Source organism: Erythrobacter westpacificensis, assembly GCF_039542285.1.
Taxonomy (GTDB): Bacteria; Pseudomonadota; Alphaproteobacteria; order Sphingomonadales; family Sphingomonadaceae; genus Alteraurantiacibacter; species Alteraurantiacibacter westpacificensis.
The window spans coordinates 31,461-56,542 of the sequence record NZ_BAABHV010000004.1; the positions used below are offsets into that span (position 1 = coordinate 31,461).

19 protein-coding genes are annotated in these 25,082 nt (G+C 61.9%); 14 read left to right on the forward strand and 5 right to left on the reverse strand.

Features of this window, described 5'->3' with window-relative positions:
• Positions 1 to 160 precede the first annotated feature (160 nt).
• The 7 genes from ABFX23_RS02290 (at position 161) to ABFX23_RS02320 (ending at position 9,169) form a co-directional block, all read left to right on the forward strand.
• Positions 161 to 1,885 (forward strand): hypothetical protein, encoded by a 1,725-nt coding sequence (locus ABFX23_RS02290; protein ID WP_346031520.1) that lies wholly within the window; start codon positions 161 to 163, stop codon positions 1,883 to 1,885.
• Entirely contained in the window at positions 1,882 to 2,619 is a 738-nt protein-coding gene (locus ABFX23_RS02295) for a hypothetical protein (RefSeq protein WP_346031521.1), read from the forward strand. Before ABFX23_RS02290 ends, ABFX23_RS02295 begins: the two co-directional genes overlap by 4 nt.
• Positions 2,616 to 3,128: a hypothetical protein gene (locus ABFX23_RS02300; RefSeq protein WP_346031522.1), complete on the forward strand. Its 513-nt coding sequence runs from the start codon at positions 2,616 to 2,618 to the stop codon at positions 3,126 to 3,128. Before ABFX23_RS02295 ends, ABFX23_RS02300 begins: the two co-directional genes overlap by 4 nt.
• Positions 3,129 to 3,385: 257 nt before the next feature.
• Entirely contained in the window at positions 3,386 to 3,808 is a 423-nt protein-coding gene (locus ABFX23_RS02305; protein ID WP_346031523.1) for an Arm DNA-binding domain-containing protein, read from the forward strand.
• A gap of 506 nt (positions 3,809 to 4,314) precedes the next feature.
• Positions 4,315 to 6,879: a TonB-dependent receptor gene (locus ABFX23_RS02310; RefSeq protein ID WP_346031524.1), complete on the forward strand. Its 2,565-nt coding sequence runs from the start codon at positions 4,315 to 4,317 to the stop codon at positions 6,877 to 6,879.
• Between the two features lie 82 nt (positions 6,880 to 6,961).
• On the forward strand, positions 6,962 to 8,284 hold the full coding sequence (locus ABFX23_RS02315) for an APC family permease (RefSeq protein WP_346031525.1): 1,323 nt from the start codon (positions 6,962 to 6,964) through the stop codon (positions 8,282 to 8,284).
• Between the two features lie 66 nt (positions 8,285 to 8,350).
• Positions 8,351 to 9,169, forward strand: a complete 819-nt coding sequence (locus ABFX23_RS02320) for a LuxR C-terminal-related transcriptional regulator (protein WP_346031526.1) — start codon at positions 8,351 to 8,353, stop codon at positions 9,167 to 9,169.
• Between the two features lie 25 nt (positions 9,170 to 9,194).
• On the opposite strand, the gene ABFX23_RS02325 is transcribed toward ABFX23_RS02320, so the two are convergent.
• A complete protein-coding gene (locus ABFX23_RS02325) occupies positions 9,195 to 10,583 on the reverse strand; it encodes an aminotransferase (protein WP_346031527.1) in 1,389 nt (462 codons plus the stop codon).
• 198 nt (positions 10,584 to 10,781) lie between these two features.
• Between ABFX23_RS02325 and ABFX23_RS02330 the strand changes: the two genes are divergently transcribed.
• Positions 10,782 to 12,026, forward strand: coding sequence for a Zn-dependent hydrolase (locus ABFX23_RS02330; RefSeq protein ID WP_346031528.1), 1,245 nt, complete (start codon positions 10,782 to 10,784; stop codon positions 12,024 to 12,026).
• A 50-nt stretch (positions 12,027 to 12,076) separates the two neighbouring features.
• Here ABFX23_RS02330 and ABFX23_RS02335 read toward each other — a convergent pair whose 3' ends face one another.
• Positions 12,077 to 13,825, reverse strand: coding sequence for an amidohydrolase (locus tag ABFX23_RS02335; RefSeq protein WP_346031529.1), 1,749 nt, complete (start codon positions 13,823 to 13,825; stop codon positions 12,077 to 12,079).
• Positions 13,826 to 14,011: 186 nt separating this feature from the next.
• Here ABFX23_RS02335 and ald point away from each other — a divergent pair, with 186 nt between their 5' ends.
• The 5 genes from ald (at position 14,012) to ABFX23_RS02360 (ending at position 21,352) form a co-directional block, all read left to right on the forward strand.
• Positions 14,012 to 15,142, forward strand: coding sequence for an alanine dehydrogenase (gene ald / locus ABFX23_RS02340; protein WP_346031530.1), 1,131 nt, complete (start codon positions 14,012 to 14,014; stop codon positions 15,140 to 15,142).
• Positions 15,139 to 16,425: a 4-aminobutyrate--2-oxoglutarate transaminase gene (gene gabT / locus ABFX23_RS02345; RefSeq protein WP_346031531.1), complete on the forward strand. Its 1,287-nt coding sequence runs from the start codon at positions 15,139 to 15,141 to the stop codon at positions 16,423 to 16,425. The genes ald and gabT overlap by 4 nt, the downstream gene beginning before the upstream one ends.
• Complete coding sequence (locus tag ABFX23_RS02350) at positions 16,422 to 17,888, forward strand: NAD-dependent succinate-semialdehyde dehydrogenase (protein WP_346031532.1); 1,467 nt, start codon at positions 16,422 to 16,424, stop codon at positions 17,886 to 17,888. The genes gabT and ABFX23_RS02350 overlap by 4 nt, the downstream gene beginning before the upstream one ends.
• A gap of 129 nt (positions 17,889 to 18,017) precedes the next feature.
• A complete protein-coding gene (locus ABFX23_RS02355; RefSeq protein WP_346031533.1) occupies positions 18,018 to 19,805 on the forward strand; it encodes a protein-arginine deiminase family protein in 1,788 nt (595 codons plus the stop codon).
• 41 nt (positions 19,806 to 19,846) lie between these two features.
• A complete protein-coding gene (locus ABFX23_RS02360; RefSeq protein ID WP_346031534.1) occupies positions 19,847 to 21,352 on the forward strand; it encodes an aldehyde dehydrogenase family protein in 1,506 nt (501 codons plus the stop codon).
• 64 nt (positions 21,353 to 21,416) lie between these two features.
• Here ABFX23_RS02360 and ABFX23_RS02365 read toward each other — a convergent pair whose 3' ends face one another.
• Both ABFX23_RS02365 and ABFX23_RS02370 read right to left on the reverse strand, forming a co-directional pair.
• A complete protein-coding gene (locus ABFX23_RS02365; RefSeq protein WP_346031535.1) occupies positions 21,417 to 22,664 on the reverse strand; it encodes a serine hydrolase domain-containing protein in 1,248 nt (415 codons plus the stop codon).
• A gap of 53 nt (positions 22,665 to 22,717) precedes the next feature.
• The gene (locus ABFX23_RS02370) at positions 22,718 to 23,554 is read right to left on the reverse strand and encodes a type 1 glutamine amidotransferase (RefSeq protein ID WP_346031536.1); all 837 of its coding nucleotides are present in this window, start codon (positions 23,552 to 23,554) and stop codon (positions 22,718 to 22,720) included.
• Positions 23,555 to 23,816: 262 nt separating this feature from the next.
• On the opposite strand from ABFX23_RS02370, the gene ABFX23_RS02375 reads away from it, so the two are divergent.
• Complete coding sequence (locus tag ABFX23_RS02375; protein WP_346031537.1) at positions 23,817 to 24,248, forward strand: DUF3237 domain-containing protein; 432 nt, start codon at positions 23,817 to 23,819, stop codon at positions 24,246 to 24,248.
• Between the two features lie 17 nt (positions 24,249 to 24,265).
• Here the strand turns inward: ABFX23_RS02375 and ABFX23_RS02380 are convergent, their stop codons facing one another.
• On the reverse strand, positions 24,266 to 25,045 hold the full coding sequence (locus ABFX23_RS02380) for a GntR family transcriptional regulator (protein ID WP_346031538.1): 780 nt from the start codon (positions 25,043 to 25,045) through the stop codon (positions 24,266 to 24,268).
• Positions 25,046 to 25,082 lie beyond the last annotated feature (37 nt).

Here is a 25,082-nt window from a genome sequence, read left to right on the forward strand (position 1 = left end):
ATGCGCAAATGTTCAAGTCCCGGCGATCTTCGATATCTTAATTGATAGGCGACGGACGGATTGCTAAAGACAGTCCGCTGTCGCATTTTCCAATTGTTGCGACAAAAAAAGTTGTCCGACTGCTTTGGTCTACCGAATCCGCATCCTACAATGCGGATTCATGGACAACTCACCTCTCAATACTTTGATGATCGAATTGCTTCGGCGCGCGACTGCCGCATTCCCGGATCTGCGCGCGCAGCTCGACGCCTATCTGGAGATGAGGGCGAAGACGGAGGAGCGTGACACGGGCGGCAAACTGACGTCGGCTGCCCGCAAGGCTCGCGAGGTTCTGCGCAATAATCTGCTCCTGCAGATGCCCCTCAAGAGAGCGCTGCGGCAGTACGAGAAAGCCGTCCGCAAGCGCAGGGCCAAGGCTCAGAAAGCCGCCGCCGAAGCCATGCTCTCGTTCGTCGAATGGGAGCAGTATCAGATCGAACTGGACATCCTCAGCGAAGAAAGCCCGGCCATCGAAGAGGATGTACCGCCGAGCCGCGAGCGCACCGATCAGGACAAGATCGACGCGATGGTACGCCCTTTCATCGAAAGGCTTATGAGCCGCGGAAATGCGGCGTCGACCATCGGCCGGCTCCCGGTTTTTGCGTCAGATCTGATATCGAAATTGATCTCAGATTGGCGCGACGATCCCGACTTTCAGAACCCTGAGAACCTGTGGGTGCAGATGATGCGGGCAGGCGTTCTCGATGCCTACACGGGCGGTATGACGGCGGAAGAAGCAGCCGCAATCGACTATGCCAGACACACGCTGAAGGATGATGCCGGAGCGGCGGAGTTTGCACGTGCAGCGCGCGAGGATTGCGGTCTGCCGGCAGGGTTTAGCACCTCTTTCCTTGAGGGCCTTTATCATCTGCGCAGCTGTCTCGCCGAAGTCTCTGAAGGCCAGGCACGCGCCTATGCGCGCGCCCAAAGGCTGGTCCATGATCGCGATGTCGATTTCCTCGGAAAAGTGCTCGGATTGACCGAGCAGGGCGATCTCGACCGGCTGCAGGCGCTCGTGCATTTCCTGATCCAGCGCAGGGCCTATGAGGCCCGCGATGCCGGGCTCGAAATCCAGCTTGTCGCTGTCCGAAGCGCGTTCGAACGCCTCGAGGCACACAACCGCTCGACCGATGACTGGGCCCGCGACGTACCGAAGATGATCGAGTCTTTGGCGCAGGATTTTGCCGATACGGTCCCTGGTGCCGAAGCCTTTGAGGTCCTCCTCGCCAGCGGCTTTCGCTTGTCCTCCACCTACGAGGAGGTGGCGCGTCTCGCCGAGCAGCGCCGGGAAGAAGAACGCCGCGAGATGTTTCTCGACGATATTCGCTGGGCGTGCAGCGTGGAGCAGCCCTTCAAGGTCGTAGGGGAGACGGTTCATCTCGAGTGGGACGAGGGCTTCAAAGAGATCGATGCAAAAGTCTGGGACCGGGCGAGCTGGGAGGCCGAGCATGGACCGTTGTTCAGTGATTACGCCAGCGAGGATGAGACGGATGATGAGCTGACCAACGATTGGCCTGAAGCAGGGAAAGGAGACGAATCCGGGACTGTTCTTCCCACCGGTCATCAGGATGACGTTCCGCTTCTGACCGATCAGAAGGACGGTCCGGCGACCAGTACCGACGAGACCGAAAGCTCCTCTCGCGTCAGTGCAAACCTGCCCGTGATTGCCGAGCCGCAGGTCGCCGTAAGCACCTCGCTGTTCGATTTCGAAGAGCGTGAGGAGGCCGGTTATGCAGCGCTTGATAGCGCGCGCCCGCCTCGGACCGAACAGCCATCGGCGGTGCAAAAACCGCGTCCCATGACCCGCAAGACCATCGACAATCTTACCGAAGAGGACTTCAGATGAGCAACGATCTTCTGCCCGGCGACGGGTTCCACGCACGTTTGCAGCATATGCTGCAGGCAAGGCCCGCCAAGGAAAAGCCGGTGCTGCCGGCCTTTTACAACAAGGACACGAACATGGCCCCGACCTTTGTTATCGGAAGGGTCGATGGTGGCGTGGGAGCCAGCATGTTTGCTCTTCTGCTCTCGCATTATCTCAAGGAACAGCCGCTCGTCATCCAGGTGGGCGGTATGAAGAGCTGGGCCTATCGCGAACTGCCCGAGAACCACTTCATCCATGTGAAGCCCATCGACGAAGAAGGGGACAGGGAAGATGTGCTAGCGGCGTCTCTCGACCGCAGGCTGAAACACGGTGAACGCATCGCCATCATCGAATACGAGCAGGCTCTTCCCGCAGAGGCGATTGGTGCGGCAAACTTCATCAGCGAACAGTTGGAGGGCTTCTCCATGCTGTTCCTCATCGCCGACAAGAACGACGAGAAATTCAAGCTGCTCGAGACTGCGATTAATCTCGAAGTTCAGCGCGTCGTCGGTCTGCGCAAGTACGGCCTCGGGCAGCGCCCTGATGATCCGCTCCTGCAGATCCCTGGTGTGCCGAGCTTTATTGCTGCCAGGCTGCAGTCGCAGCCGTCGAGCTTTGCATACCAGCTCAAGGCTTCCGAACAGCCGGTAGCAACCATACGGTTTGAAGGAAGACTCGATGCTTTCTTCGAAGAGATCGCGAGGAGGATGCAGTGAACTCGATCGACGAACTCTGGGAGACGCTGTTTGAGCGCGAAATACTCCCGTCCGAACGCCGCGTTATGGAGAATATCGCACGTTGCTCGAATGGCGATGAGAGTACGCTTATCGCCAGCGCCGTGACGGTTCATTGCCTGTATTCCACCCTGATCATGGATCCGGATAGCCCCGTCAGACTGGTCGCCAGGGTCGGCAAGGCGCTCAAGGAACTCGAGGCTCGGACCGCTCAGATGACACTGCTCGTCGGCAAGGCGATTTCCGTGACTGGCTCTCTCAGGGACGATGCTCTGGAGACGCGCAAGGCATTGGCGGTGGCTGAGGACTTCGCCAGATGGCAGCGCAACAATCGCGTCACGGTGTTCGAGCGAAGCAAGGCGCCTGAAGAAAGAGAGTACTCAGTATCGCTTGATGTCGTTGGCATCTTCATTGCTGCCTGTGTGGCATCTTCCATCTTCGGCGGATTGATCGCCTATGGGATCGGCTTGATGTTCAAAGGAGTGTTGTAACCACTGCGTTTCCTCGCGAATTGCGATGGGCCTAATAGTAGAGGCGAGGCGGACGGTTGATTTGAGAAAGCCGGCCAAAGATGATCGAATTGCTTGTCTTCCTAGATTCGGGGCCGTCCAACCCTCACCAGAATCACGCAAAAACCTTTACAATTGCGGATTTTTGCGACTCCAATCGCGTCCATGCCAATCTACCCCTAGCCGAGTGCATGTGGGAGCAAATTGGGGGTAGCGAAAACTCGGATTGGGGGTATCGGATGCTGACGGACAAGGCGGTGCGCGCAGCGGCAGCAAAGGAAAAGGCCTACAAGCTCACCGATAGCCGAGGTCTCTACCTTTACGTATCCGAGAAGGGACACAAAAGCTGGCGCTACAAGTACCGCTTCGAAAAGAAGGAGCGCTTGCTCACTTTGGGCACCTATCCGGAGGTTTCTCTCGCCGAAGCCCGTGAAAAGCGGGACGAGGCGAAGAAGATACTGCGTGAAGGCCGGGACCCTCGGCTCGTTGTGAGACGTGGGCGACCCTGCTTGTGTATTGGCATCGATATCCGGCGGGTTGATCGCGTTCGGCACGGCCTGCGCTCGTACAGGGCGGCGATGGATGAGCTTGCCAACGCCGAGAAACAGGGAGGGCGGGGATGGGCCAACGACCGGGTAGAGAACAGCTACCTGCTGTTCTGAAGACGGAATGGGCTATGCTCAACTTTCGCCAGATGAAGCGCTTCCAGAGGGGCGCCTCAGTCCAAGCCAATGCCTACAATTACTTCAATCTGACCGCCAGCTAACCGACCGCAGCACCTACAAAATAATCCGCTCGGACGCCCAAGCCGAGTGGCAGAATCTCATGGCCTGAGTTCAAGCTGGGTGAGAGAGTGTTCGGTCAATCGGAGACAGACTGCGTTTAAACTGAGAGCACCATCAGGTATGAGACCGGTTGGCTTTGGACTGCTTCGCGCAGGCCCGAATTCTCGGCTGCAATCCTCAGTCGCCCGGTAATCTCTTATCGGCCAGCGTCACTCTTCGCCCCTATTTTTCAACCATTTCGGCCCCTGAGGAAGGGGCGTGGCACTGTGTAACCCCGCAGGGTGACTTGCTGCTCGCCGCAATGGGACGGACAAATTGCTTCAGAAAAAAGACGAGGGTGAGGCCAGGTCAACGAGTTCTGGACACATAGGGGAAATTCACAAATGAGAAATGCAATCCTGTTAGCGAGCGCATCGGTTTCGGCTCTTGTCGTTTCTCCAGCGGCCGCCCAGGTTACGCCTGGGAACGAAGCCGAAGCCAGTCAGACAGGCACCATCGTCGTGACGGCCACTCGCCGTGCGGAGTCGATCGAGAGAACGCCTGTCAGTGTCGCGGCCTTTGACGAGGAAACACTGGAAGTCGTCGGGGCCAAGCAGATCGACGATCTCGTCAGCCTCACCCCCGGCCTCGAGCTTGGCAGAACCCTGACCGGCTCCAATAACATTTCCATTCGCGGGATCGCTTCTGGCGCAGGCGCCGGCACCACCGGGGTCTATATCGACGATACGCCGATCCAGGTGCGCAATCTTGGATATGGTGCGGGCACCGCATTCCCCGAGATTTTCGACTTGGAGCGAGTCGAGGTGCTGCGCGGTCCGCAAGGAACGCTGTTCGGTGCTGGATCCGAGGGCGGCACGGTGCGCTTCATCCAGACCGCCCCCGATCTCGATTACTATTCGGCCTATGCCCGCGCCGAAGTCTCCACCACGCACAACGGTGACGAATCCTATGAGGCGGGTGCAGCTGTCGGCGGGCCTATCGTGGCGGGCGTGCTAGGCTTTCGCGGTCACCTTTATTACCGCAAAGACGGCGGGTACGTCGACGCCGTTCTGGCTGATGTTTCACCGGCAATCGACCCGGGCACCGGCACCGCGCCGGAGCCGGTTTACCCGTACGGCAACCTCGTCGACTTCACGACCACTGAAGTGCTGAGGAAGGATACCAACAGTTCAGACGCATTGACTGCGCGACTGGCGCTGGAATTCCGGCCGAGCGATGCCATCAGTCTTACCCCGTCGATAAGCTATCAGCGCCTGCGCCGGGACGATGGACTGGGCGCGTTCTGGATCGCAGGATCGGATCTGGCCGATGCCGACTACGTTCGCCGCGTGAATTTTCAGGGAGACCCGGCGTCAAACCCGCTGTTCTATCAGGCCGATATCCCGGATCTTGAATCTTCGAGGGATACCTTCTGGCTCTACTCGCTCGATACAGAAATCGACATTTCGGACAATGTCCAGCTTATCAGCAACACGTCGTACTTCGACCGTCAGAGCACGACGAACCTTGATTTCACGGTTATCGATGCCTTCCAGTTCGCTTTCGAATTCTTCGTCCCCGAAGGTTACAAGTCTATCTCGGCCTATGGAGTTTCTCAGGAAAACTTCGTGCAGGAAGTTCGCCTGCAATCGTCCGACACATCTTCGCCGTTCAGCTGGGTGATCGGCGGGTTCTATTCGCACAACAAGCAGGGCTCCACTCAGGATATCCGCAACAACTTCGTTGCAAATCTGCCGGTGCTGCCGCTGTTCGGCGGCGTGGCCGGAGGCCCGCCGTTCGGGCCGGGCTCTTCCGCGCTGGAAAACGCATTCGGCGCGCCCCTGTTTGCCCCCAACAACAGTTCCTACGTCGAAAACCGCGATCTTACGGAAAAGCAACTGGCGGGTTACGGCCAGGTGGAATACGAGATCGTCCCGGATCTGACGCTTATCGCCGGCCTTCGCGTGGCGAAGAACGATCTGGAACTCGACGCGACGTTCCGCGGACCGCTCAACAACGATAATGCACCCTACGGCGCTCCATGTCCGCCAGGTGAAACCTGCGAGGTGGGAAGCGGAACCTTTGCGCCGGTCTATGTCGACACGACCGGCTTTGAAAATTCGGAAACCTCGGTAACGCCCAAGTTCGGCGTTTCATGGCAGGCAACGCCCGATCACCTCTTGTACGCCACTGTCGCCAAGGGGTTTCGCCCCGCCGGCGTGAATGCCCGGGTTCCGGCACAGTTCTGCGGGCCTGATCTTGCCAATATTGGCTATGTCGACGGCAATGGAGACCCGACGCAGCCTGAAATCTTCGGATCGGATTCGGTATGGAGCTACGAAGTCGGTTCCAAGAACCGCTTGGCCAACGGGCGCGTGAACGTTGATTTCAGCGCCTACCATATCGACTGGTCGAACATTCAGAACAGCGTTTTCCTGCCGACCTGTCTCTATGCCTTTGTCGACAACCTGGGCGACGCGACATCCGAAGGGTTCGATCTCGCGCTGGATTTCGAGCCCATCGACGATCTTCGCGTCGGCGGCACGGTGGGATACAATTCCACCACCTATCAGGATGACGTGGTGACGCCCGATGGCACCATTCTGGGCGCTGCCGGCAGTCCGATCGGTGCCACCCGGCCTTGGCGCTTCTCCCTCTACGGTCAGTACGATCTCGATCGCTTTTATGCCCGTGCAGACCTTTCTCACCTGACTTCGGCGCGTGAATACGGGGAAACCGATCCCGCCTCGCCGCAATTCGATCCTCGCCTGCGTCCGCAGGATGCATACACCACCATCAACCTGCGCGTGGGCGCCGAGTTCGGGGATGTGGACGCCTCGATCTTCGTCGACAACCTGACCAATGCCACGCCGCTCTTCGGTCTCGATGCGCAATTCAACAACGTGGTCTACACGGCCTCGTCGCTGCGCCCGCGTACCGTCGGCCTGACGGTGGCCTATCGTTACTGACATTTCCTGCTCGGGGCGGGGCGTAGCCCTGGCTTGACCCGCCCCAAGCAATCAACCGATGAAACATACCGGAGCGAAAAATTTGCAAGACACCGAAACATCCGTGACCGAGAACACCGGGCCCCGCCTCAACCGCGTGATGGGCACGTTCTCGCTGACGATGTTCGGCCTCGCATATTTGGTGCCACTCACGGTCTTCACCACCTTCGGGCCGGTGATGCAGATTACCGAAGGCCATCTTCCGCTGGCCTATATCATCACGACCGTGGCGATGCTGTTCACCGCGCTTAGCTATGCGGCCCTGGTGCGGAAGATCCCTTCGGCGGGTTCCGCCTTTGCCTTCGTTTCGGCGGCGTTCGGAACCCGTATCGGTTTTGCTACCGGATGGACGCTACTGCTGGACTATCTGCTATTGCCGGCCATCAATTATCTGATCATCGGCATCTATCTGCACGCTCAGTTCCCCGACGTGCCCAGCGGTGTGTTCATCCTCGGCGCGATCGCTCTGGTAACCCTGCTCAACGTCATCGGCGTCGATGTGGTGCGCCGCGCCAGCATGGTGCTGGTGATCGGCCAGATTGTCTTCGCCGTGGCATTCGTTGCCATCGTTTTCCTGCGACCGGAGACGACGCCGGTGGTCGATCCGTTCTATTCACCAGGTATCGAATGGGCAGGACTGCTGGCAGGTGCAGCCATCCTGTGCCTGTCGTTTTTGGGGTTCGACGCGGTATCCACCCTTTCCGAGGAAGCGCGCGAACCCGAGCGTACGGTGCCACGTGCAATCCTGCTGACAGCGCTGCTGGGCGGACTGATCTTCATCGTGCTTTCCTATGCCGGATCACTCGTCATCGGCGACTGGCGGCAGATCCAGTCGGCAGACACGGCGGGGCTGGAGGTGATGGATCCGCTGGGGCCGGTCGTCTCGGCAGCGTTCATCGCCGCCTATCTCGCAGGCTGCGTCGCCTCTGCCATCGCTTCGCAGGCCAGCGTCTCGCGCATCCTGTACGCCATGGGAAGAGAGCGCCAGTTGCCGCGCGCCTGGTTCGGTACGCTGAACGAGCGGTTTCAGACCCCCACCCGCGCTATCCTGACCGTGGCGGTTTTCTCTCTGATCGCACTGGTCATCTCGCTGGAAGCGATCGCCTCGCTCATCAGCTTCGGTGCGCTCTTCGCCTTTTCGATGGTCAACACATCAGTTCCCTTCATTTTCCGATCCGCCCTTGCGCAGCGTACTGCCTATGGCTTGCTGCGGTATCTCGCGTTCCCGCTGGTCGGACTGCTGCTCACCATCTGGCTGTGGTTCAGCCTGTCTTGGATGGCACTAGTTATCGGCTTGCTGTGGCTGGGCGCCGGTCTTATCATCTCGTGGACGCGAAAGCCGTCGACCGCAGCCCTGGCCCAATGAGCCGGGCCGACATGTTCAGGCGTTGAGGAGGAGGAGGCGGTCCATGAAGGCAGGCTGCATGGAGACATGAACGAGCAAGCATCCTCTGCGAGGCAAACCAGGTCGCGCAAGACTGACGATCCTGATCCCGTGCTGGAAAGCATTTCCGCCTGCCTTGCGATCACGATCTCGGCGGTGGGTTCCAACCATTTCGGGGATCGGCTGTCGGACCTGCTGGAGGAGCCCAGCGGCTACACCTCAACGGTGGTCGCTGCATTTTCGTCCGGATCCCAACCGGTTCGCCTGTTCAGCAACCTGAACGACGCTGACGAGAAGATTACGCTCCAGCCATATTTCGATGGCACCTACCTGCTTGATCCCTGGTACAACATGGCCAATTCGGACATAGAGGACGGTGTCTACCGCTTTTCGGATTGCGTGCCCGACGGATTTCGCAAAAGCGAGTATTACCTCACGTTCTACAATGCGACCGGCCTGATCGACGAGTGCGGAATTTTCGTGAGGCTGAGCAAGCAGATCACGCTGGTAACGATGCTGGGCATTCGCGCGCATGACGATACGGAGCGCAAGCGCGGCCAGCTGAAGGAACTGCGCGCGCTTTTTCCGGTTCTGCGCGAACTGATGTATCGTCAGTGGTCCAGCCTATCGACCATTTCCGCCAACTCGACCGAGAATCTGCAAAGCATGTGCAAGGCGAGGGGGCTGGTGGGCCGCGAGGTGGAAGTGACGGGGCACCTTCTGCGCGGGTTTTCGAACAAGATGATCGGACGCGAGCTGGGGATCAGCCACGAGACGGTGAAAGTCTACCGCAAACGCATTAATCGCAAGCTGGGCACGCGCAGTACGCGGGAAATCTACTCGATGTTTTTCCGCAAGAACTTTTAGCGCGCCAAGGCGAGGGCAAGGCGCTTCAGGTGCCCGCCCGCGACAGCAACTGCCCTGACACGTCCTCGATAGCCTGATCCAGCCCGTCGATCAGCGTATCCACCTGCTCTCGCGAGATGATCAGTGGAGGCGAGAGGATGATGGTGTCGCCCACCGGGCGCACGATCACGCCGTGTTCCCGCGCCCGGCGGAAAACCACTTCGGCAGCCGCCAGATCGGGCGGGAAATTGCGCTTCGCTTCGCGGTCCGCCACCAGCTCAATACCGGCCATCAGGTGATCGCCGCGCACGTCGCCCACCACTTCGTGGCGCAGCAGGCCTTGCAGCCGATCCTGCATGTAAGGCCCCGTATCGCGCACGTTGGTGAACACGTCTTCCGCCTCGTAGAGCTCGATGGATTTCAGCGCCGCGGCACAGGCCACCGGATGCCCGGAGTAGGTGAAGCCGTGGCTCAAGGTGCCGCCGGGGCCCTGCGGCTTGCTGATCCCTTCGTAGATCTTTTCCGAGAAGATCGCCGCGCCGATGGGGCAATAGCCGGAACTCAGCCCCTTGGCGGTTATAAGGATATCGGGAACGTGGCCGAAATGGTTTTCCGATGCGAACCAGTGGCCCAGCCGACCGAAGCCAGTCACCACTTCGTCCGCGATATAGAGCATGTCGTTGTCCTTGCAGACCTCGGCCATGCGGCGGTGATAGCCGGCGGGGGCAACCAGCACGCCGCCTGCCCCCATCACCGGCTCGGCGATGAAAGCGGCAATGTTGTCCGCCCCCAGCTGCTCGATCCGGTGGCGCGCCTCGTCGATCAGGAAATCGCAGAACTGCGCCTCGTCCATGCCATCGGGCCGGCGATAGCAATTGGCCGCCGACAGGTGATGGACGATGTCCTGCGAAATCCTGTCGAAGCCGTAGTGAATACCATGAATGCCCGTCAGCGCAGAAGCGAAATAGGTGGACCCATGGTAGCCGTTATTGCGCGAGAGGATCTTCTTCTTGCTCGGCTTGCCCATGCGGTTGAAATAGAAATGCGCCAGCCTGACGGCCGTATCGTTCGCGGTGGAACCGCCAGTGGTAAAGAACACGTGGTTCAGCCCGCCCGGCGCGCGCTCGGCCAGTTGCCGCGCCAGGTTGGCGGCGGGCACGTTGGTAGAGTGGCCAAAGGTGTTGTAATATCCCAGCCGCATGGCCTGATCGGCCATCGCCTGCGCAATTTCCGTTCGGCCATGGCCCAGGTTGACGCACCACAGGCCCGCGATCCCATCAAGGTAGGATTGGCCCTGTTCGTCGGTGACGAACATCGCATCGCCGTGGCTTATTACCTGGCTGCCGGTGTCGTGGAAAGTCGTGAAATCGGTGTAGGGATGAACGAAGTGGTCTCGATCGGCCTGCCAGGCCTCGGATCTTGATAGGGTGTTCATTCATCGCTCCAGAAATTCGCAGTCAGAGATGTTGGAGACAAAACTAATCGGCGCATCGAATGCCGATAGTCCCCCTCACGGGTTATGGCGTTTCGGCGGTGTTCCGGCGGCCAGTACCCTCTCGGGGTAGCTTGAAGCGCGAGCGAATACTGTCTTCTATGGGCGCTTTTCCAGCGCGGCAAAAGAAGGATACGACGAATGATCGATGGTCTCAGGATCGATGGGCAAAGGCTCTGGGCCAGTCTGATGGAGATGGCCGAGATCGGCGCGACGCAGAAAGGCGGCTGCAACAGACAGGCGCTGACCGACCTCGACAAGCAGGGACGCGATCTGTTCGTATCGTGGGCGAAGGCGGCGGGGTGCTCAACTACGGTGGACCGTATTGGCAATATCTTTGCCCGGCTGGACGGTAGCGACGCTACGGCAGACCCGATATTGATGGGAAGCCACCTCGATACCCAGGCGACCGGCGGCAAGTTCGATGGCGTTTACGGCGTGTTGGCCGGGCTGGAAGTGGTGCGCACGCTGGTTGATGCAAAGGTGCAGCTTGCCCGGCCGCTGGAAATCGCCGTGTGGACCAATGAGGAAGGCTGTCGCTTCTCGCCCGCCATGCTGGGATCGGGCGTGGTGAGCGGCACCTATTCGCTGGAGGATGCCTACGGCGCGACGGACAAGGACGGAAAACGCCTTGGCGAAGAGCTGGAGCGGATCGGCTATCGCGGCGATCTGGAAGCCGCGCCCCGGCCCTATGCCGGCATGTTCGAGGCGCATATCGAGCAGGGCCCGATCCTGGAGGCGGAGGAAAAGACCATTGGGATTGTCACCGGCATTCAGGGCGCGAACTGGTTCGACCTGACGGTGAAAGGGGAATCCGCCCACGCTGGCCCCACGCCCATGACCATGCGTAGGGATCCGTGGCGCGCGGTCGCACCAATCGTCTCGCAGGTGCTGGCGCTGGCCGACGAGAATGCGCCGTGGGGCCGGGCGACTATCGGCGACATCACTGCGCAACCGGGCGCGCGCAACACCGTGCCCCACACGCTCTCTCTCAGCATCGATATCCGCCATCCCGATGCGGGCACGCTGGCCGACATGGAGACGCGGATGCGGCAGCTGATCGAGCAGGCGTGCAGCAATGCAGGCGTTTCCTTCACGCTGGAGCAGGTGTGGAAGATGGAGCCGACCGCCTTTGCCCCGCAGCTTGTCGATGCGGTGGAAGAGGCGGCCAAGGCGCTTGGCTATTCGCACATGCGGCTGGTGAGCGGGGCGGGGCACGACAGCCTGCACACCGCGCAGTTCGCGCCCACAGCGATGATCTTCGTCCCCTGCGCCGATGGGCTGAGCCACAACGAACTGGAATCTGCGGAGGCAGACGACCTTGAAGCCGGCGCGAACGTGATGCTGAAGGCCGTTGCCAGGCTGGCGCAAGCCGACGCTGCATAAGCAAATCCCGGCCAGGGACAAAGCAAGCGCCTGGCCGGGGATCGGATAGACTATTGCGCTTCGAACACCGGGCGACCGGCAAAGTATGTGGCAGTAATTCCCATGTCGAAGATTGCCGGGTCCACCGGCTCTGCCACCGTGCCGCCAAGGATCACGAAATCCGCCCACTTGCCAACCGTGATGGAGCCGATCTCTTCGCCCCAGCTGGTGGTTTCGGCAGGGGACAGCGTGTAGGCCTTCAGCGCCTGCGCAAAGGTAAGTGCCTGTTCGGAATGCCACGGCTCGCCTTCGTTGAAGCCCACGTGGTTCGTGCGGTACATGGCATCGCCGATCTGCTTCAGCGGATCGAGGTGGATGGAGGTGGAACCGTCCGCACCGAACATCACCGTGGCGCCGGTATCCAGCAGCGACTGCCAGGTATAGGCGCGGTCTTCGCGGGCCGGTTCGATCCGCTCCTCGATATAGGCGACGGCCTTGGTCATGTGATTTGGCGTCATCGATGCGACCACGTCCAGCTCGGCAAAACGCGGCAGGTCTTCCTTGCTCAGCAGTTCGACATGCTCGATGCGCATCGGCAGGTCCGTCGTGCTGCCGGGGCGGGAGGCCTCGAACGCATCCAGCGATGCGCGCACCGCGCCATCACCGATGGAGTGGATGGCCACCTGGAAGCCGCCCGCTTCCAGCGCGGCGACAGTGGCTGCCAACTCATCGGGCTCCACGAACCAGCCGCCGGTCCAGCCGGGCTGATCGCGATAGGCATCCAGCAGCACCGCGGTGTGGACCGACAGGACGCCGTCGTTGATCAGCTTTACGAAGCCCATTTCGAATAGTGGGCCGACCTCGCTCTCGAAGCCGGTCGCGTCCACCAGTTCGCGCACGCGCTGTTGCTCCGCGCGCAGGCCCGCAACCTTGTCCTCCATGCTGCCGGACTGGCGCATCGGATCATTGGCCGGGTCGAACCCGCCGAAGAAACCGTGCCACATGCGCATGGTCAGCCCGCCCTGCTGCAACACGTGCAGCCAGTCGTCGTAAGCGGTCATGTTGTGCATGCCGGTGATGCCCAGGCTGTTGGCATACTGGATGGCGGCGGGGAGGGAGGCATAGCGTTCCTCGTCCGTCTGGCGCGGAATCAGGGCGCGTACCAGATCGACCGCGCCTTCCTTTAGAATACCGGTTGGCTCGCCGGTTTCGGGGTCCACGACGATCTGCCCGCCGGGGGGGACGGGAGTGTCGGCGGTGATGCCTGCCATGTCGATCACGGCGGAATTCACCCATACGAAATGCCCGTCGATATGGGTCAGCACGGTGGGCCTGTCGCCCACGACTTCGTCGAGAAATTCCTTCGTCGGCAGAACATCGTCGATGATCGTGTGATCCCAGTTACCGCCCAGCAACCAGTCGTCCGCGCCCAGCCGTTGATGTTCTGTACGCAGCAGGTCCGCCCACTCGTCACGCGACTGAACATAGAGGTTGAGCCGCTTGCTGTTGCCGCTGAAGTGCGCGTGGGAATCGATAAAGCCCGGCGTCACTGTCTTGCCATCTGCAGTGATCACCTGGGTATCGCTATCGGCCAGCGCGCGGATTTCCTCGTTGGTGCCGATGGCGGTGAATTTGCCGTCCTCTACCGCGAAAGCTTCGGCCCGCGGATACTCTTCATCGACCGTGTAGACATCGCCGTTCACCACGATCAGATCGGGCCCGGCAACGGCTGGCGTGGTGCATAGAAGGGCCGCGAGCGAGCCGGAGACTGTCCAACAGGCCCTGCCGAAACGGTTACGGGGTGTGCGATTGGCGAGCATGGTGTCTTCTCCTCGGTTCCGGATAGCTGATCTGGCAGAGGTTAAGCCGCTATGGCCGCAGAGTGACATTCACCCCGAAGGGTTACACGAGGGCCGCTGGTTAACACCACGGGGGGACAAGAATGTGCGGGCACCCCGTGCCATGTGCATTGCCTATTCCAACAGGCAACGAGGCGATATGCGGCCATGATTATCGGTACGGTCCGGGAGATTAAGAGTCAGGAAGACAGGGTCGGTCTGGCTCCCGAAAGCGTGGGCGAGCTTACCGCGCGCGGGCACACCGTGCTGGTAGAGGCCGGTGCTGGCACCGGAATCGATGCCGCCGACGAGGCCTATCTGGCTGCCGGGGCGGAAATTCGGGACAGCGCCAGTGCCGTGTTCGACGAGGTCGAGCTGATCGTGAAGGTGAAGGAGCCCCAGCCGCAAGAGCGCGCAATGCTGCGCGATGGCCAAGTGCTTTTCACCTATCTGCACCTCGCCCCCGATCCCGAGCAGACGCGCGACCTGATGCAATCGGGTGCAACCTGCATAGCTTACGAAACCGTCACCGACGATACAGGCGGTTTGCCGCTATTGAAGCCGATGAGCCAGGTGGCAGGGCGCCTGTCGGCCCAGGCTGGCGCGACGGCCTTGCAGAAGGTGCACGGCGGGCGCGGCGTACTGCTGGGCGGCGTGCCGGGCGTGATGCCTGCCAAGGTGACGATCCTGGGCGGCGGCGTTGTAGGCTTTCACGCGGCGCAGATGGCCGTGGGCCTCGGCGCGGAAGTGACCATCGTCGATCGCAGTCCCGCCGTGCTGGAACGGCTCGCTACCCACTTCGAGAACCGGGCCCACACGTCCTTCGCCAGCCAGGCGACGGTGGAGCGGCTGGTGGCGCAATCGGATCTGGTGATCGGCGCGGTGCTGATACCCGGTGCCTCCGCCCCCAAGATGGTGACGCGCGAAATGCTGGGCACGATGCAGAAGGGCGCAGTGCTGGTGGACGTAGCGATCGACCAGGGCGGATGCTTCGAAACGTCGCGCGCAACATCGCATGCAGACCCGACCTACATCGTGGACGACATCGTGCACTATTGCGTTGCCAACATGCCGGGAGGCGTGGCGCGCACTAGCACCTTTGCCCTCAATGCAGTTACCCTGCCGCACGTCATCAACATTGCCGAGCGTGGCTGGGAAGAAGCCTTGCGGGCCGACCGGCACCTGCGCCGGGGACTGAACGTGTGGCGGGGCGAAATCACCTGCGAACCCGTGGCGAAGGAGCTGGGCGAAAGCTGGACTTCGCCAGAAAAAGTGCTCAGCTTGGGAGAAGGCGCATGAACGAGAATCTCAGCCTGCAGCAGCGCCGCGAGCGGGCCGTCCCGCGCGGCGTAGCCTCTGCCACCCAGGTCTTCATCGACCGGGCGGAGAATGCCGAGATGTGGGATGTGGAAGGCAACCGCTACATCGATTTCGCAGGCGGCATCGCTGTCCTCAACACAGGCCATCGAAACCCTGCCGTGATGGATGCGGTACAGCACCAGTTGGATCGCTTCACCCACACTGCATTCCAGGTCTGCCCCTACGAAAGGTATGTGCAGCTGTGCGAACGGCTGAATGCACTCGCCCCCTTCGATGGCGAGGCGAAGACCATCCTGTTCACCACCGGATCCGAAGCGACCGAGAACGCGGTGAAGATCGCCCGCGTGGCGACGGGCCGCTCTGCCGTCATTGCCTTTGGCGGCGGTTTCCACGGGCGTACCCTGCTGGCATCGGCGATGACCGGCAAGGTCAATCCCTACAAGCGCGGCTTTGGCCCCATGCCGGGCGAGGTTTATCATGCCCCGTTCCCCACTGGCCTGAACGGCGCGAGCATCGAGGCTTCGATGGCCGCCATGCAGCAGATGTTCGCTGCCGATCTGGAGCCCGAACGCGTGGCCGCCATCATCGTGGAGCCGGTGCAGGGCGAAGGCGGCTTCCACGTCGCCCCGCCCGAATTCCTGATCGCGCTGCGCAAGCTGTGCGATGACCACGGCATCCTGCTGATCGCGGACGAGGTGCAGAGCGGCTTCGCGCGTACAGGCACGCTGTTCGCCGTGGAGAACAGCGGCGTTCAGCCCGACATGGTGTGCATGGCAAAATCGCTGGCGGGCGGATTTCCCCTGTCTGGCGTGATCGGCCGGGCAGAGGTGATGGATGCAGTGGAGCCCGGCGGCCTTGGCGGCACGTATGCGGGTTCCCCGCTCGGCTGCGCGGCCGCGCTGGCAGTGCTGGACGTGATCGAAAAAGATGGGCTGTGCGCCCGCGCGCTGGCAATCGGCCAGGTGATGAAGGACCGGCTGATCGGCTGGACCAAGGCAGGCATGCCTGTGGCCAACGTGCGCGGCCTTGGCGCGATGATCGGTTTTGACGTGGTTGATGCCAATGGAAAACCCGATGGCGCGCGCTGCAAGGCCGTGACCCGCGCGGCGCTTGAAAAAGGGCTGATCGTGCTATCCTGCGGCACCGGCGGAGAGGCGATCCGCATCCTTGTTCCTCTGACGGCGGACGACGGACTTATCGACGAAGGCTTTGCGATCCTTGCCGATGCGCTGGCTCACCTGTCCGTCAGCGAGGCAGCATGAACCGGCAGGTCGACCTGTGTGAAAGCCTTAGCGGGACAGGCCTCTGGCGCCAGTCAGCCTACATCGGTGGCGAATGGATCGATGGCGATGCGCAGCTGGATGTCGACAATCCCGCCACCGGTGCCATCATAGGCTCCGTGCCGCACCTTGGCGCGGCCGAGGCGGAGCGCGCCGTCCGCTATGCCCAGTCCGCTCTCGATGCGTGGAAAGGCAGGACAGCAAAAGAACGCGGCGCGATCTTGCGGCGCTGGGCTCAGCTGATGCATGAGCATGCCGATGCCCTGGCCACGATCATGACGGCGGAACAGGGCAAGCCGCTGGCCGAGGCGACAGGCGAAGTCGCCTATGCCGCCGCGTTCTTGGAATGGTTTGCCGAAGAAGCACGGCGCGTGATGGGCGAGATGATCACGCCGCACCAGCCGGATCGCCGCCTGCTCGTGTTCCGGCAGGCGGTGGGCGTTGTGGCGGCGATCACGCCGTGGAATTTCCCGCTCGCCATGATCACGCGAAAGGCCGGTCCGGCGCTGGCGGCCGGCTGCACTTTCGTGGTGAAACCCTCGGAGCTCACCCCGTTTTCCGCCCTCGCGCTGGCTGCCTTGGCCGAGGAGGCGGGCGTGCCGCCGGGCGTGTTCAACGTGGTGACCGGCGATGCCGCTGCCATTGGCGACGTGCTGACGACCAGCGAGATGGTGAACAAGTTCACCTTCACGGGGTCGACCGCGGTGGGCAAGATGCTGGCTGCGAAATGCGCAGGCACGGTAAAGCGCGTCTCGCTGGAGCTGGGAGGGAATGCGCCCTTCATCGTCTTCGCCGATGCCGATCTGGAAGAGGCGGTGAAAGGAGCGCTGGCATCCAAATTCCGCAATTCCGGCCAGACCTGCGTTTGCGCCAACAGGTTCCTGGTGGAGGGCCCGATGGTCGAGCCTTTCGCCGCTGCCTTGGGAGAGGCGGTTGCGGCGCTCAATGTCGGCGATGGTTTTGCCGATGGCACAAATCAGGGCCCGCTCATCAACGCCGCGGCGGCCCAGCGCGTGCATCGTCACGTCGCCGAGGCCATGAATGGCGGCGCGGTGCGGCACACGGGCGGCACGGCGCACGATGCGGGTGAGCGCTTCTATACGCCCACTGTGCTGTCGGGCGTTTCTCCCGATGCGCTGTTATGGCGGGAGGAAACTTTCGGTCCGCTCGCCGCCATCACGCGCTTTTCTGACGAAGCGGAAGCGATAGAGCTTGCCAACCGCAGCCGCGCCGGGCTGGCGGCCTATGTCTACACCCGCGATGCCTCGCGCCAGTGGCGCATGATGGAACAGCTGGAATACGGCATGGTCGGCGTGAACACCGGCCTCATCTCGACAGAGGTTGCCCCCTTCGGCGGCATCAAGGAATCGGGCCTGGGGAGGGAGGGATCGCACCTTGGCATGGACGATTATCTCAACGTGAAACTGGGTTGCCTCGCGGTGTAGATAGGCGGTGCCGTGCCCGCGCATACCCCGATAAGGGTACTTGCCGTGCATAGGATCATGTCGCTCTAGTCTATCCGTACGTGGCAGAAGGATATAATCGTGCTCCATAACCATAATATGCGGATGAGGATGCTGCTTCGCAGCGCTGCCGGTGCGGGTATCCTTGCCGCGTCTCCAGCCCTTGCCGCGTCTCCAGCCTTTGCCGCAGAGCCGATGATCCTGGCCGACACCAATCGCGATGGCATCGTTGATATGGCGGACCGGGAGAGCAGGTCCGTCTGGGCCGACGAGCGCGGGGCCATCCTGCTAGCGAACATCGGCGATATCGCAAATCGCTGTCCCGCCCCTGCGCAGTCCGATCTCAGCGATGACGAACTTGAAGCGTGCAACGACGCGCAAGGGAACGAGGCCCGCGCGCCGGAATACTTTGCCCCCGTGCGCGTAATGCCGATGGCAGGTTTGCCGCAAGGTGCCACGGCGCGCATTGCGGCGACCGGGGCCGGGGCGCAGAACATCCGCATCTTCGTACGGCGCGAAGACGGCTGGCACTACCTTGCGCCGGAAGATCGCCTTTCGGCAGCAGAACTTGCCGCGGGCGTTGAGCTGGGCGTGGACAGCCGTGACGTGGTGCGCGATGCCGCCCTATGGGACGGGCGCAGCGTGTTGGAACTGACTGTCAACGCGGCAGGGGAGACCTTCACCGATAGCGTCGCCATGCGCGTTGCGCCGGTGCTGCTGCACGATCACACGCAGGACGCCACGCGCATATTCGCGCCCAAGAGCGGGCGGGCGCAGGCGCACCAGCAATTCGTGGCAGACCTCTCCCAGACGCTGGGCGATATCGGGCTGGAAGAACCTGTCACCATTATCGATACCTTCGACAACTGGGCGCAGGATTTCGTCGAATTCGGCTACATGGCCATGCCTGCACCCGGCGGCGCGATGAAAGTGATGCGGGTCGCCATCCGGTCGCCGCAGCCAACCCGGTCGGCGGGCCGTGCGCTGTTCGACCTGCGCGGCCCCGGTATGGGCGTGGTGCAGATCGGCGGAGACAATTATCACCAGGCCGATTCCTTCGGCAATCTGGAAACGGTGCCCCCCTACGCGGCGAACGGCAGGCGCTACCCCAGCGGGCGCGTGATCTACGGCGATGCCGGCGACGGCCTTTCGCCGCACCGCGACATGGTGACATTCTTCGAAGCGCAGGAAGCGCAGGACCCGATCGTCCTCGACACGTCCTGGCTGGTGATCGCGCATGTCGACGAATTCGTGCAATTCCTGCCCGCCGACAACGAGCGCGGCTGGGTGATTGCAATCAAGGACGTACCCGCCGGGCTGGAAGTGCTGCGCGATGCCCAGCGGCGCGGCCACGGCAGCCACCCGGCCTTCTCTATCGGCGGCGACCAGCGCGAGCTTTCCATCGACGAGGTGCTGGCAGACGAAGACCTGATGCTGAAGAACGAGATAGCGCGGCGCCGGGTGGAGCTGAACCTGTCGATCCTGATGGCCGAAACCGGCGTGACGCCTGACGAGGTGTTGCGGGTGCCCGGCCTGTTCCACACCGCCGAATTCGCCGCCAGCCTAGAACCGGACGCCGACGAGGAGGCCTCGATGCTGCCGCCCGATCTGGACTGGCCGCGCGAGGAGATCGTCTACGGCCCCGGCAGGCTGATCGCCTATTACCCCGCGGCCGTGAACGGTGTGGTGGTGGACCGGCAAAATTACATTATGCCCTCGCAATGGGGACCGGCGATCGACGGCACCGATCTGATGAGCGAGGCGGTATCCAGCGCCTATGCCAGCATCGGCATCACCACCTGGTCCATCGACGACTGGCACAGCCATCACCTTTTCGGCGGAGAGGTGCACTGCGGCACCAACGCCATGCGCGAAGTGACGCAGGCGTGGTGGCGCTAAGCGCCTAGCTCGGACGGCGCAGCTTTTTACGGGAAACCACTATGACGACCGCAACCAGCCCCAACATCGCGCGCCTCGGCGACGCGGCACGCCAGTTCATCGCGCGCAGCCGCGGCCTTTATATCGACGGTGCCTGGCACCAGCGCGACGAGCGGATCGAGGTGACAGATCCGGCCAACGGTGCGAACATCACCAGCGTGGCGCGCGGCAGGGCAGCCGATGTCGACCTTGCAGTTGCCGCCGCGCGCCGCGCCTTCGACGAAGGCCTGTGGGCCATGATGACGCCGTCCGAACGCGGCAAGCTGGTTTGGCGGCTGGGCGATCTGGTGGAGCGCCACGCCGACGAAATCGCCGAGCTGGAGGCGATCGACAACGGCAAGCCGGTGACGGATGCGCGCTGGGGCGATGTCGCCTTCTCGCACGAATTGCTGCGCTACATGGCGGGGTGGAGCACCAAGCTGACAGGCGAGACGATCCCCCTGTCGCAGCCGTCGCCGTTCCACGCCTACACCCTGCGCCAGTCCGTGGGCGTATGCGCGCAGATCGTGCCGTGGAACTTCTCTTTCATGATGGCTATCTGGAAAGTCGCCCCGGCTCTGGCGACGGGCTGCACCATCGTCCTGAAACCCGCAGAGCAAACTCCGCTCACGGCCCTTCGTCTTGCCGAACTCGTGGAGGAAGCCGGTTTCCCCAAGGGCGTGTTCAACGTCATCACCGGATACGGCGAGGAGGCGGGCGCGGCACTGGCCGGGCACGAAGATGTCGACAAGGTCGCCTTCACCGGATCGACCGAGGTGGGCAAGAAAATTCTCGAAGCGGCAAAAGGCAATCTGAAGAAGGTGTCGCTCGAACTGGGCGGCAAGAGCCCAATGATCGTGCTGGCCGATGCCGATCTGGACGTGGCGATACCCGCCATCGCTTCGGGCATCTTCTACAACATGGGGCAGACCTGCACCGCTGGAAGCCGCCTCTACGTGGAAGACAGCATTGCCGATCAGGTGCACAGCGCGCTTGCGCAGCATGCGAAAGATCTGCGCATCGGGCCAGGGCTGGATCCTGACACGCAGATCGGCCCGCTTGTCTCCGCAGAGCAGCGGGACAAGGTGCTCGGCTACGTCGCATCGGGTATCGCCGAAGGTGCGCGCCTGCTGTGCGGCGGCCAGCGTTCGGGCGGGGAGGGGTACTTCGTGCAGCCCACCATTCTTGCCGATACCACGTCCGATATGGCCGTGGTGCGCGAAGAAATTTTCGGACCCGTACTGGTGACGGCAACTTTCAAGGCGGGCGATGTGGCAAGCGCGGTGAAGGAGGCCAACGATAGCATCTATGGCCTAGCGGGCAGCGTCTTCACACGGGATATCGACAAGGCGCACATGATCGCTGCAAAAATGAAGGCCGGCACGGTGGGCATCAACACGCACCACGTGATCGATCCCGCGCTGCCTTTCGGCGGGTTCGGGCAATCGGGCTGGGGCCGCGAAATGGGCTGGAGCGCGATCGAACTCTACACCGAGCTGAAATCGGTTGGCGTCGCGCTGCGGGCCTAGGGCTGGCGGTTTCAGCGGGGCTACGCGGTAAAGCGCGGCCCCGCCGGTTCACGCGGACTCGTTATCAGTCCTGTTCCGGGTTCCAAGCAGACACCGCATCGAAGAAGGCTAAGGTCTCTTCCTGCGCCGTCATGTTGCCCGGCGGATAATAGCTCAGCTTCACCACCACGGTATCGCGGCGCGGATCGACATAGATGTACTGTCCCTGCAAGCCGATGGCCGAATAGGCACCGTTGCCTAGCGTCCACCACTGCATGGCATAGTCGTGCTGGTCTGGCGTGGCGGCGGCCACAGGCTGGGTGGACAGTTCGATCCAGTCTGAAGGCACGATCTGCCGGCCGTTGGCTAGCCCGCCATTCAACATCATCTGGCCAACGCGCGCGAAATCGCGTGCCGTCGCGCTGTATCCGGCCCCGGTAAACTCGCGCCCCGTGCCGACCGGACCATCCATGATGAAGAAGCCGTCCCGCTCCGCGCCCAGCGGCTGCCACAGGCGTTCGGACATGTAGGAGGCGACCGTGCTGCCTCCGCTCACGCGTTCCAGCAACAGGCCGAGCACGGCCGTATCGATGGTCTTGTAGGCGAAGACCTCGCCTGGTTCGTGCGCCCGCCGAATATTCATTGCCGGTTCCACGAAGCGACTCACGTTTTTCACAAGCGCATTGATGTGATTGGATGCCGCGATGCCGGGGTTGGCGAAATCGTAACGCTCCTCGTAATCTACGCCCGAACGCATCTGCAGGATCTGGCGGATCGTCACCCCTTCGTAACCGCCGCCTGCAAGTTCGGGCAAATAGGTCTCGATGGTATCGTCCAGCGAAGCGATCCGTCCTTCTTCCAGCGCCATGCCAACGAGCAGGGAGGTTAGCGATTTTGTCATCGACCAACCCATGAAACGGGTGTCTGGCCCGCTGTTGTTGCGGTAGTTTTCATAGACGATGGTATCGCCCTTCATCACGATCAGGGCGTTGGTGTAGGTGCGATCCAGGAACTGCTCCGGCGTGTAGGTGCCGCCGTCGTACCGATAGGTGAAATCCAGCGGGTGATCGCGCCGTTGCAGCTGCCACACGTCACCAGACCGGGGCACGGTGCGCGTGGTGAACAGCGTATCCATGCTGCGGAAAGTAAGGGCATTTACATCGGCATCGTTCATCGCCCAGCGCAGGCGCTGAATGGCGATCGGCACGTTAGACTGCTCGCCCTGCAGCAGCGGTTCGGGCAGGCTGTCCTGCGCCAGCGACGCGGCAGGGGCGCTTGCCAGGCCGATGGCGATGGCAAGATGCAGGGATGCGGAAAACGGGTTTTTGGGCATCGGGAAATCAACTCTCTCAACATTCATGTTTTTGTACTGGATGGCCGAGTGTCTCAGGCGCTGGCGGGAATCATCTCCAGCCAGTTGCGTATTTCGGTACGCCGGATGTGGCCATCGATCACGTCTTCATCGACGCCGAGCCGGAAGGCTGCCGGGCTCTGACTGCCGAACGAAGCTGCCTGCCGTAGATCGGCGGCATAGCTGGCAAGGGACGACGCATCGTGAAAATAGCCATTCCTGACCATGCCTTCTGCATAGAATTCGAACAAGTCGGCGGTATGCGGCAGGTCGAACTCGGGATGGTACTGCACCGCCCAGATAACGGATTTTTCCAGCCGGATCTCCGCTGCTTGTACCGGGCAGTGGCTGTTTGCGGCGAGCACCGTTGAATTGGCTGGCATCTGCGTGACATCGTCGTAATGGATACACGGCGCATCGAAGCACGGCGCGCGCCCGGCCAGCAGCGGGTGATCCTGACCTGCCTCGACCTGCCAGATCTTGCGCGCGATGCCCATTTCCGCGCGGTGCTCGTTCCGGGCCACCATGCCGCCTGCCGCCATCACGGCGATCTGCAATCCCCAGCACGATCCGAAAATGGGCAGACCAAGGCGCGCCACCTGCTGCACGAATTCAATCTGCCGCGTCACGGGTTCGGCGAGATCGTAGGCATGCAGCGCAGAGCCGCTGATCACCAGCCCGTCACACTCGGTGATTTCGTTATCGTCCGGCACGGGACAATCGGTATCCGCGCCGTAGACCATGCGGATGTAAGCGCCCGGCACTTCTGCCCGCAGGGCACGCGCGTAGATTTCGCCAGGCGCGGCAACGCCGGCAAGCGCCGAAGCCGCTCTGGCAGCGCGGGTGTTCCCTTCCAGCAATAGCAGACGCATCTTCAGCCCATCTTTTTGTGATCACAAAAGGGAAACAGAATTCTTGACAGATTGCAATCCAAATGTTCCATAAATGTGATCATAAATTTGGAGTGTGTGGATGCATCGTAAATTGTCTCGCCGGTCGGCGATGGGGGCCCTGGGCATTGCTGGCGGGGCGGCCGGGATGGCGGCAAGTTCGCCTGCGCTGGCTCTCCACGCGGCCACAGGATCGGATCCAATAGCGGATACCGGGCTGTTGCCGCCCCTCCAACGTCCGCAAGTGCCCCGTCCGGAATTTTGCTACGATGCCATCGTCTGGCTGTCCGAAACGATTCCCCACGGGGAGTCGCCGCTTGGCCAGCGGTTCCATGTCGGCATCACCGGCGGCGCTGCGAAAGGTCCGGATTTCGCGGCGCGGATCGTGCCTGGTGGCTACGACTGGCAGCTCCTGCGGCGCGACGGCTATTGGGAGCTGGAAGCGGATTACTTCATGGAAACCGACGACGGCACCTATCTCCGCGTGGAAAATCACGGACTGTGGTATTCGGCCAGCGGCGACTGGCCGGCGGATTATGCCGTCACCACGCCCCGCTTCGAAGCGCCTTCAGGACCATACGAATGGATGAACCAACACGTGTTCACCGGCACCGTGGCTGAGGGCGGTGTCGAGGGGCGCGAGGCGGTGCGTATCGCGGTTTACAAGATGGTCTGACCTGGCGGCAGGGCGGCCTACCTGCCGCCCCTGCCGTTGGCATTGCCTTTGCCCTTGCCCGAGGCGGCGTTTCGCGCATCGTCGTTGATCAGCTGGCTGCCGATATGGCTGATACCGTCGCGGATATCGGCCTCTATCGCTATTTTCAGCGCCAACCTGTCCCGATTGCGGATCGCCTGAAGCGCCTCGATGTGCCGGTCGACCGGATAGTGATTGCGGATTTCCACCAACGCGCGGCGCATGAACGGCCCCATTTGTAGCCACACTGATTCGATCAGCGAAACGAAGGCCGATGCCGGACGTGCTTCATAAATGCATGAATGGAAAGCAAGGTTGCGTTCCATCCAGCGGTCATATTCCTTGGCCTTGCTGGCTTGCGTCAATTCTTCGTCGATCTGCTCGAGCAGGGTCAGGCGATCCTTGTCGATGAAATCGAAAGCGCGCATGGCGGCTTCCGTTTCCAGCGTCACGCGGGCGGCCAGCAGATCCTCGAACCGGTCCATCGTCATGGTGGCGATGCGCACGCGGCGATTGTCCTGCATTTCCAGCGCCTGTTCCGAAATCAGGCGGCGCAGGGCTTCGCGCACAGGCATGGCGCTGACCGCGTAGTGCGTGGCGAGCCCCCTGATAGTGAGCGACTCGCCCGGCCCGATCCGGCCCATCATGATATCCGCACGAAGATCCAGGTAGATCTTCTGCGCCAGCGTCTGATGCGCCCCCTCGACGGGGCGCGCCGCCGGTTCGTCACCGTTTTCCGGCTTCGCGCCAGCGCTTGTTCGTGGTGCTTCCTGTGTCACCCCTTGGTGGTACCTAGGGGCCATCGCGTTGACAAGG

Bases quoted from the DNA above. Each gene is read 5' to 3' on its own strand.
- ABFX23_RS02335 (WP_346031529.1), bottom strand. From the start codon at position 13,825: ATGCTCGCCAATCGCACACCCCGTAACCGTTTCGGCAGGGCCTGTTGG.
- ABFX23_RS02350 (WP_346031532.1), top strand. From the start codon at position 16,422: ATGAACCGGCAGGTCGACCTGTGTGAAAGCCTTAGCGGGACAGGCCTC.
- ABFX23_RS02365 (WP_346031535.1), bottom strand. From the start codon at position 22,664: ATGCCCAAAAACCCGTTTTCCGCATCCCTGCATCTTGCCATCGCCATC.
- ald (WP_346031530.1), top strand. From the start codon at position 14,012: ATGATTATCGGTACGGTCCGGGAGATTAAGAGTCAGGAAGACAGGGTC.
- ABFX23_RS02355 (WP_346031533.1), top strand. From the start codon at position 18,018: ATGCTGCTTCGCAGCGCTGCCGGTGCGGGTATCCTTGCCGCGTCTCCA.
- ABFX23_RS02325 (WP_346031527.1), bottom strand. From the start codon at position 10,583: ATGAACACCCTATCAAGATCCGAGGCCTGGCAGGCCGATCGAGACCAC.
- ABFX23_RS02320 (WP_346031526.1), top strand. From the start codon at position 8,351: ATGAACGAGCAAGCATCCTCTGCGAGGCAAACCAGGTCGCGCAAGACT.
- ABFX23_RS02310 (WP_346031524.1), top strand. From the start codon at position 4,315: ATGAGAAATGCAATCCTGTTAGCGAGCGCATCGGTTTCGGCTCTTGTC.
- ABFX23_RS02330 (WP_346031528.1), top strand. From the start codon at position 10,782: ATGATCGATGGTCTCAGGATCGATGGGCAAAGGCTCTGGGCCAGTCTG.
- gabT (WP_346031531.1), top strand. From the start codon at position 15,139: ATGAACGAGAATCTCAGCCTGCAGCAGCGCCGCGAGCGGGCCGTCCCG.
- ABFX23_RS02295 (WP_346031521.1), top strand. From the start codon at position 1,882: ATGAGCAACGATCTTCTGCCCGGCGACGGGTTCCACGCACGTTTGCAG.
- ABFX23_RS02305 (WP_346031523.1), top strand. From the start codon at position 3,386: ATGCTGACGGACAAGGCGGTGCGCGCAGCGGCAGCAAAGGAAAAGGCC.
- ABFX23_RS02360 (WP_346031534.1), top strand. From the start codon at position 19,847: ATGACGACCGCAACCAGCCCCAACATCGCGCGCCTCGGCGACGCGGCA.
- ABFX23_RS02370 (WP_346031536.1), bottom strand. From the start codon at position 23,554: ATGCGTCTGCTATTGCTGGAAGGGAACACCCGCGCTGCCAGAGCGGCT.
- ABFX23_RS02290 (WP_346031520.1), top strand. From the start codon at position 161: ATGGACAACTCACCTCTCAATACTTTGATGATCGAATTGCTTCGGCGC.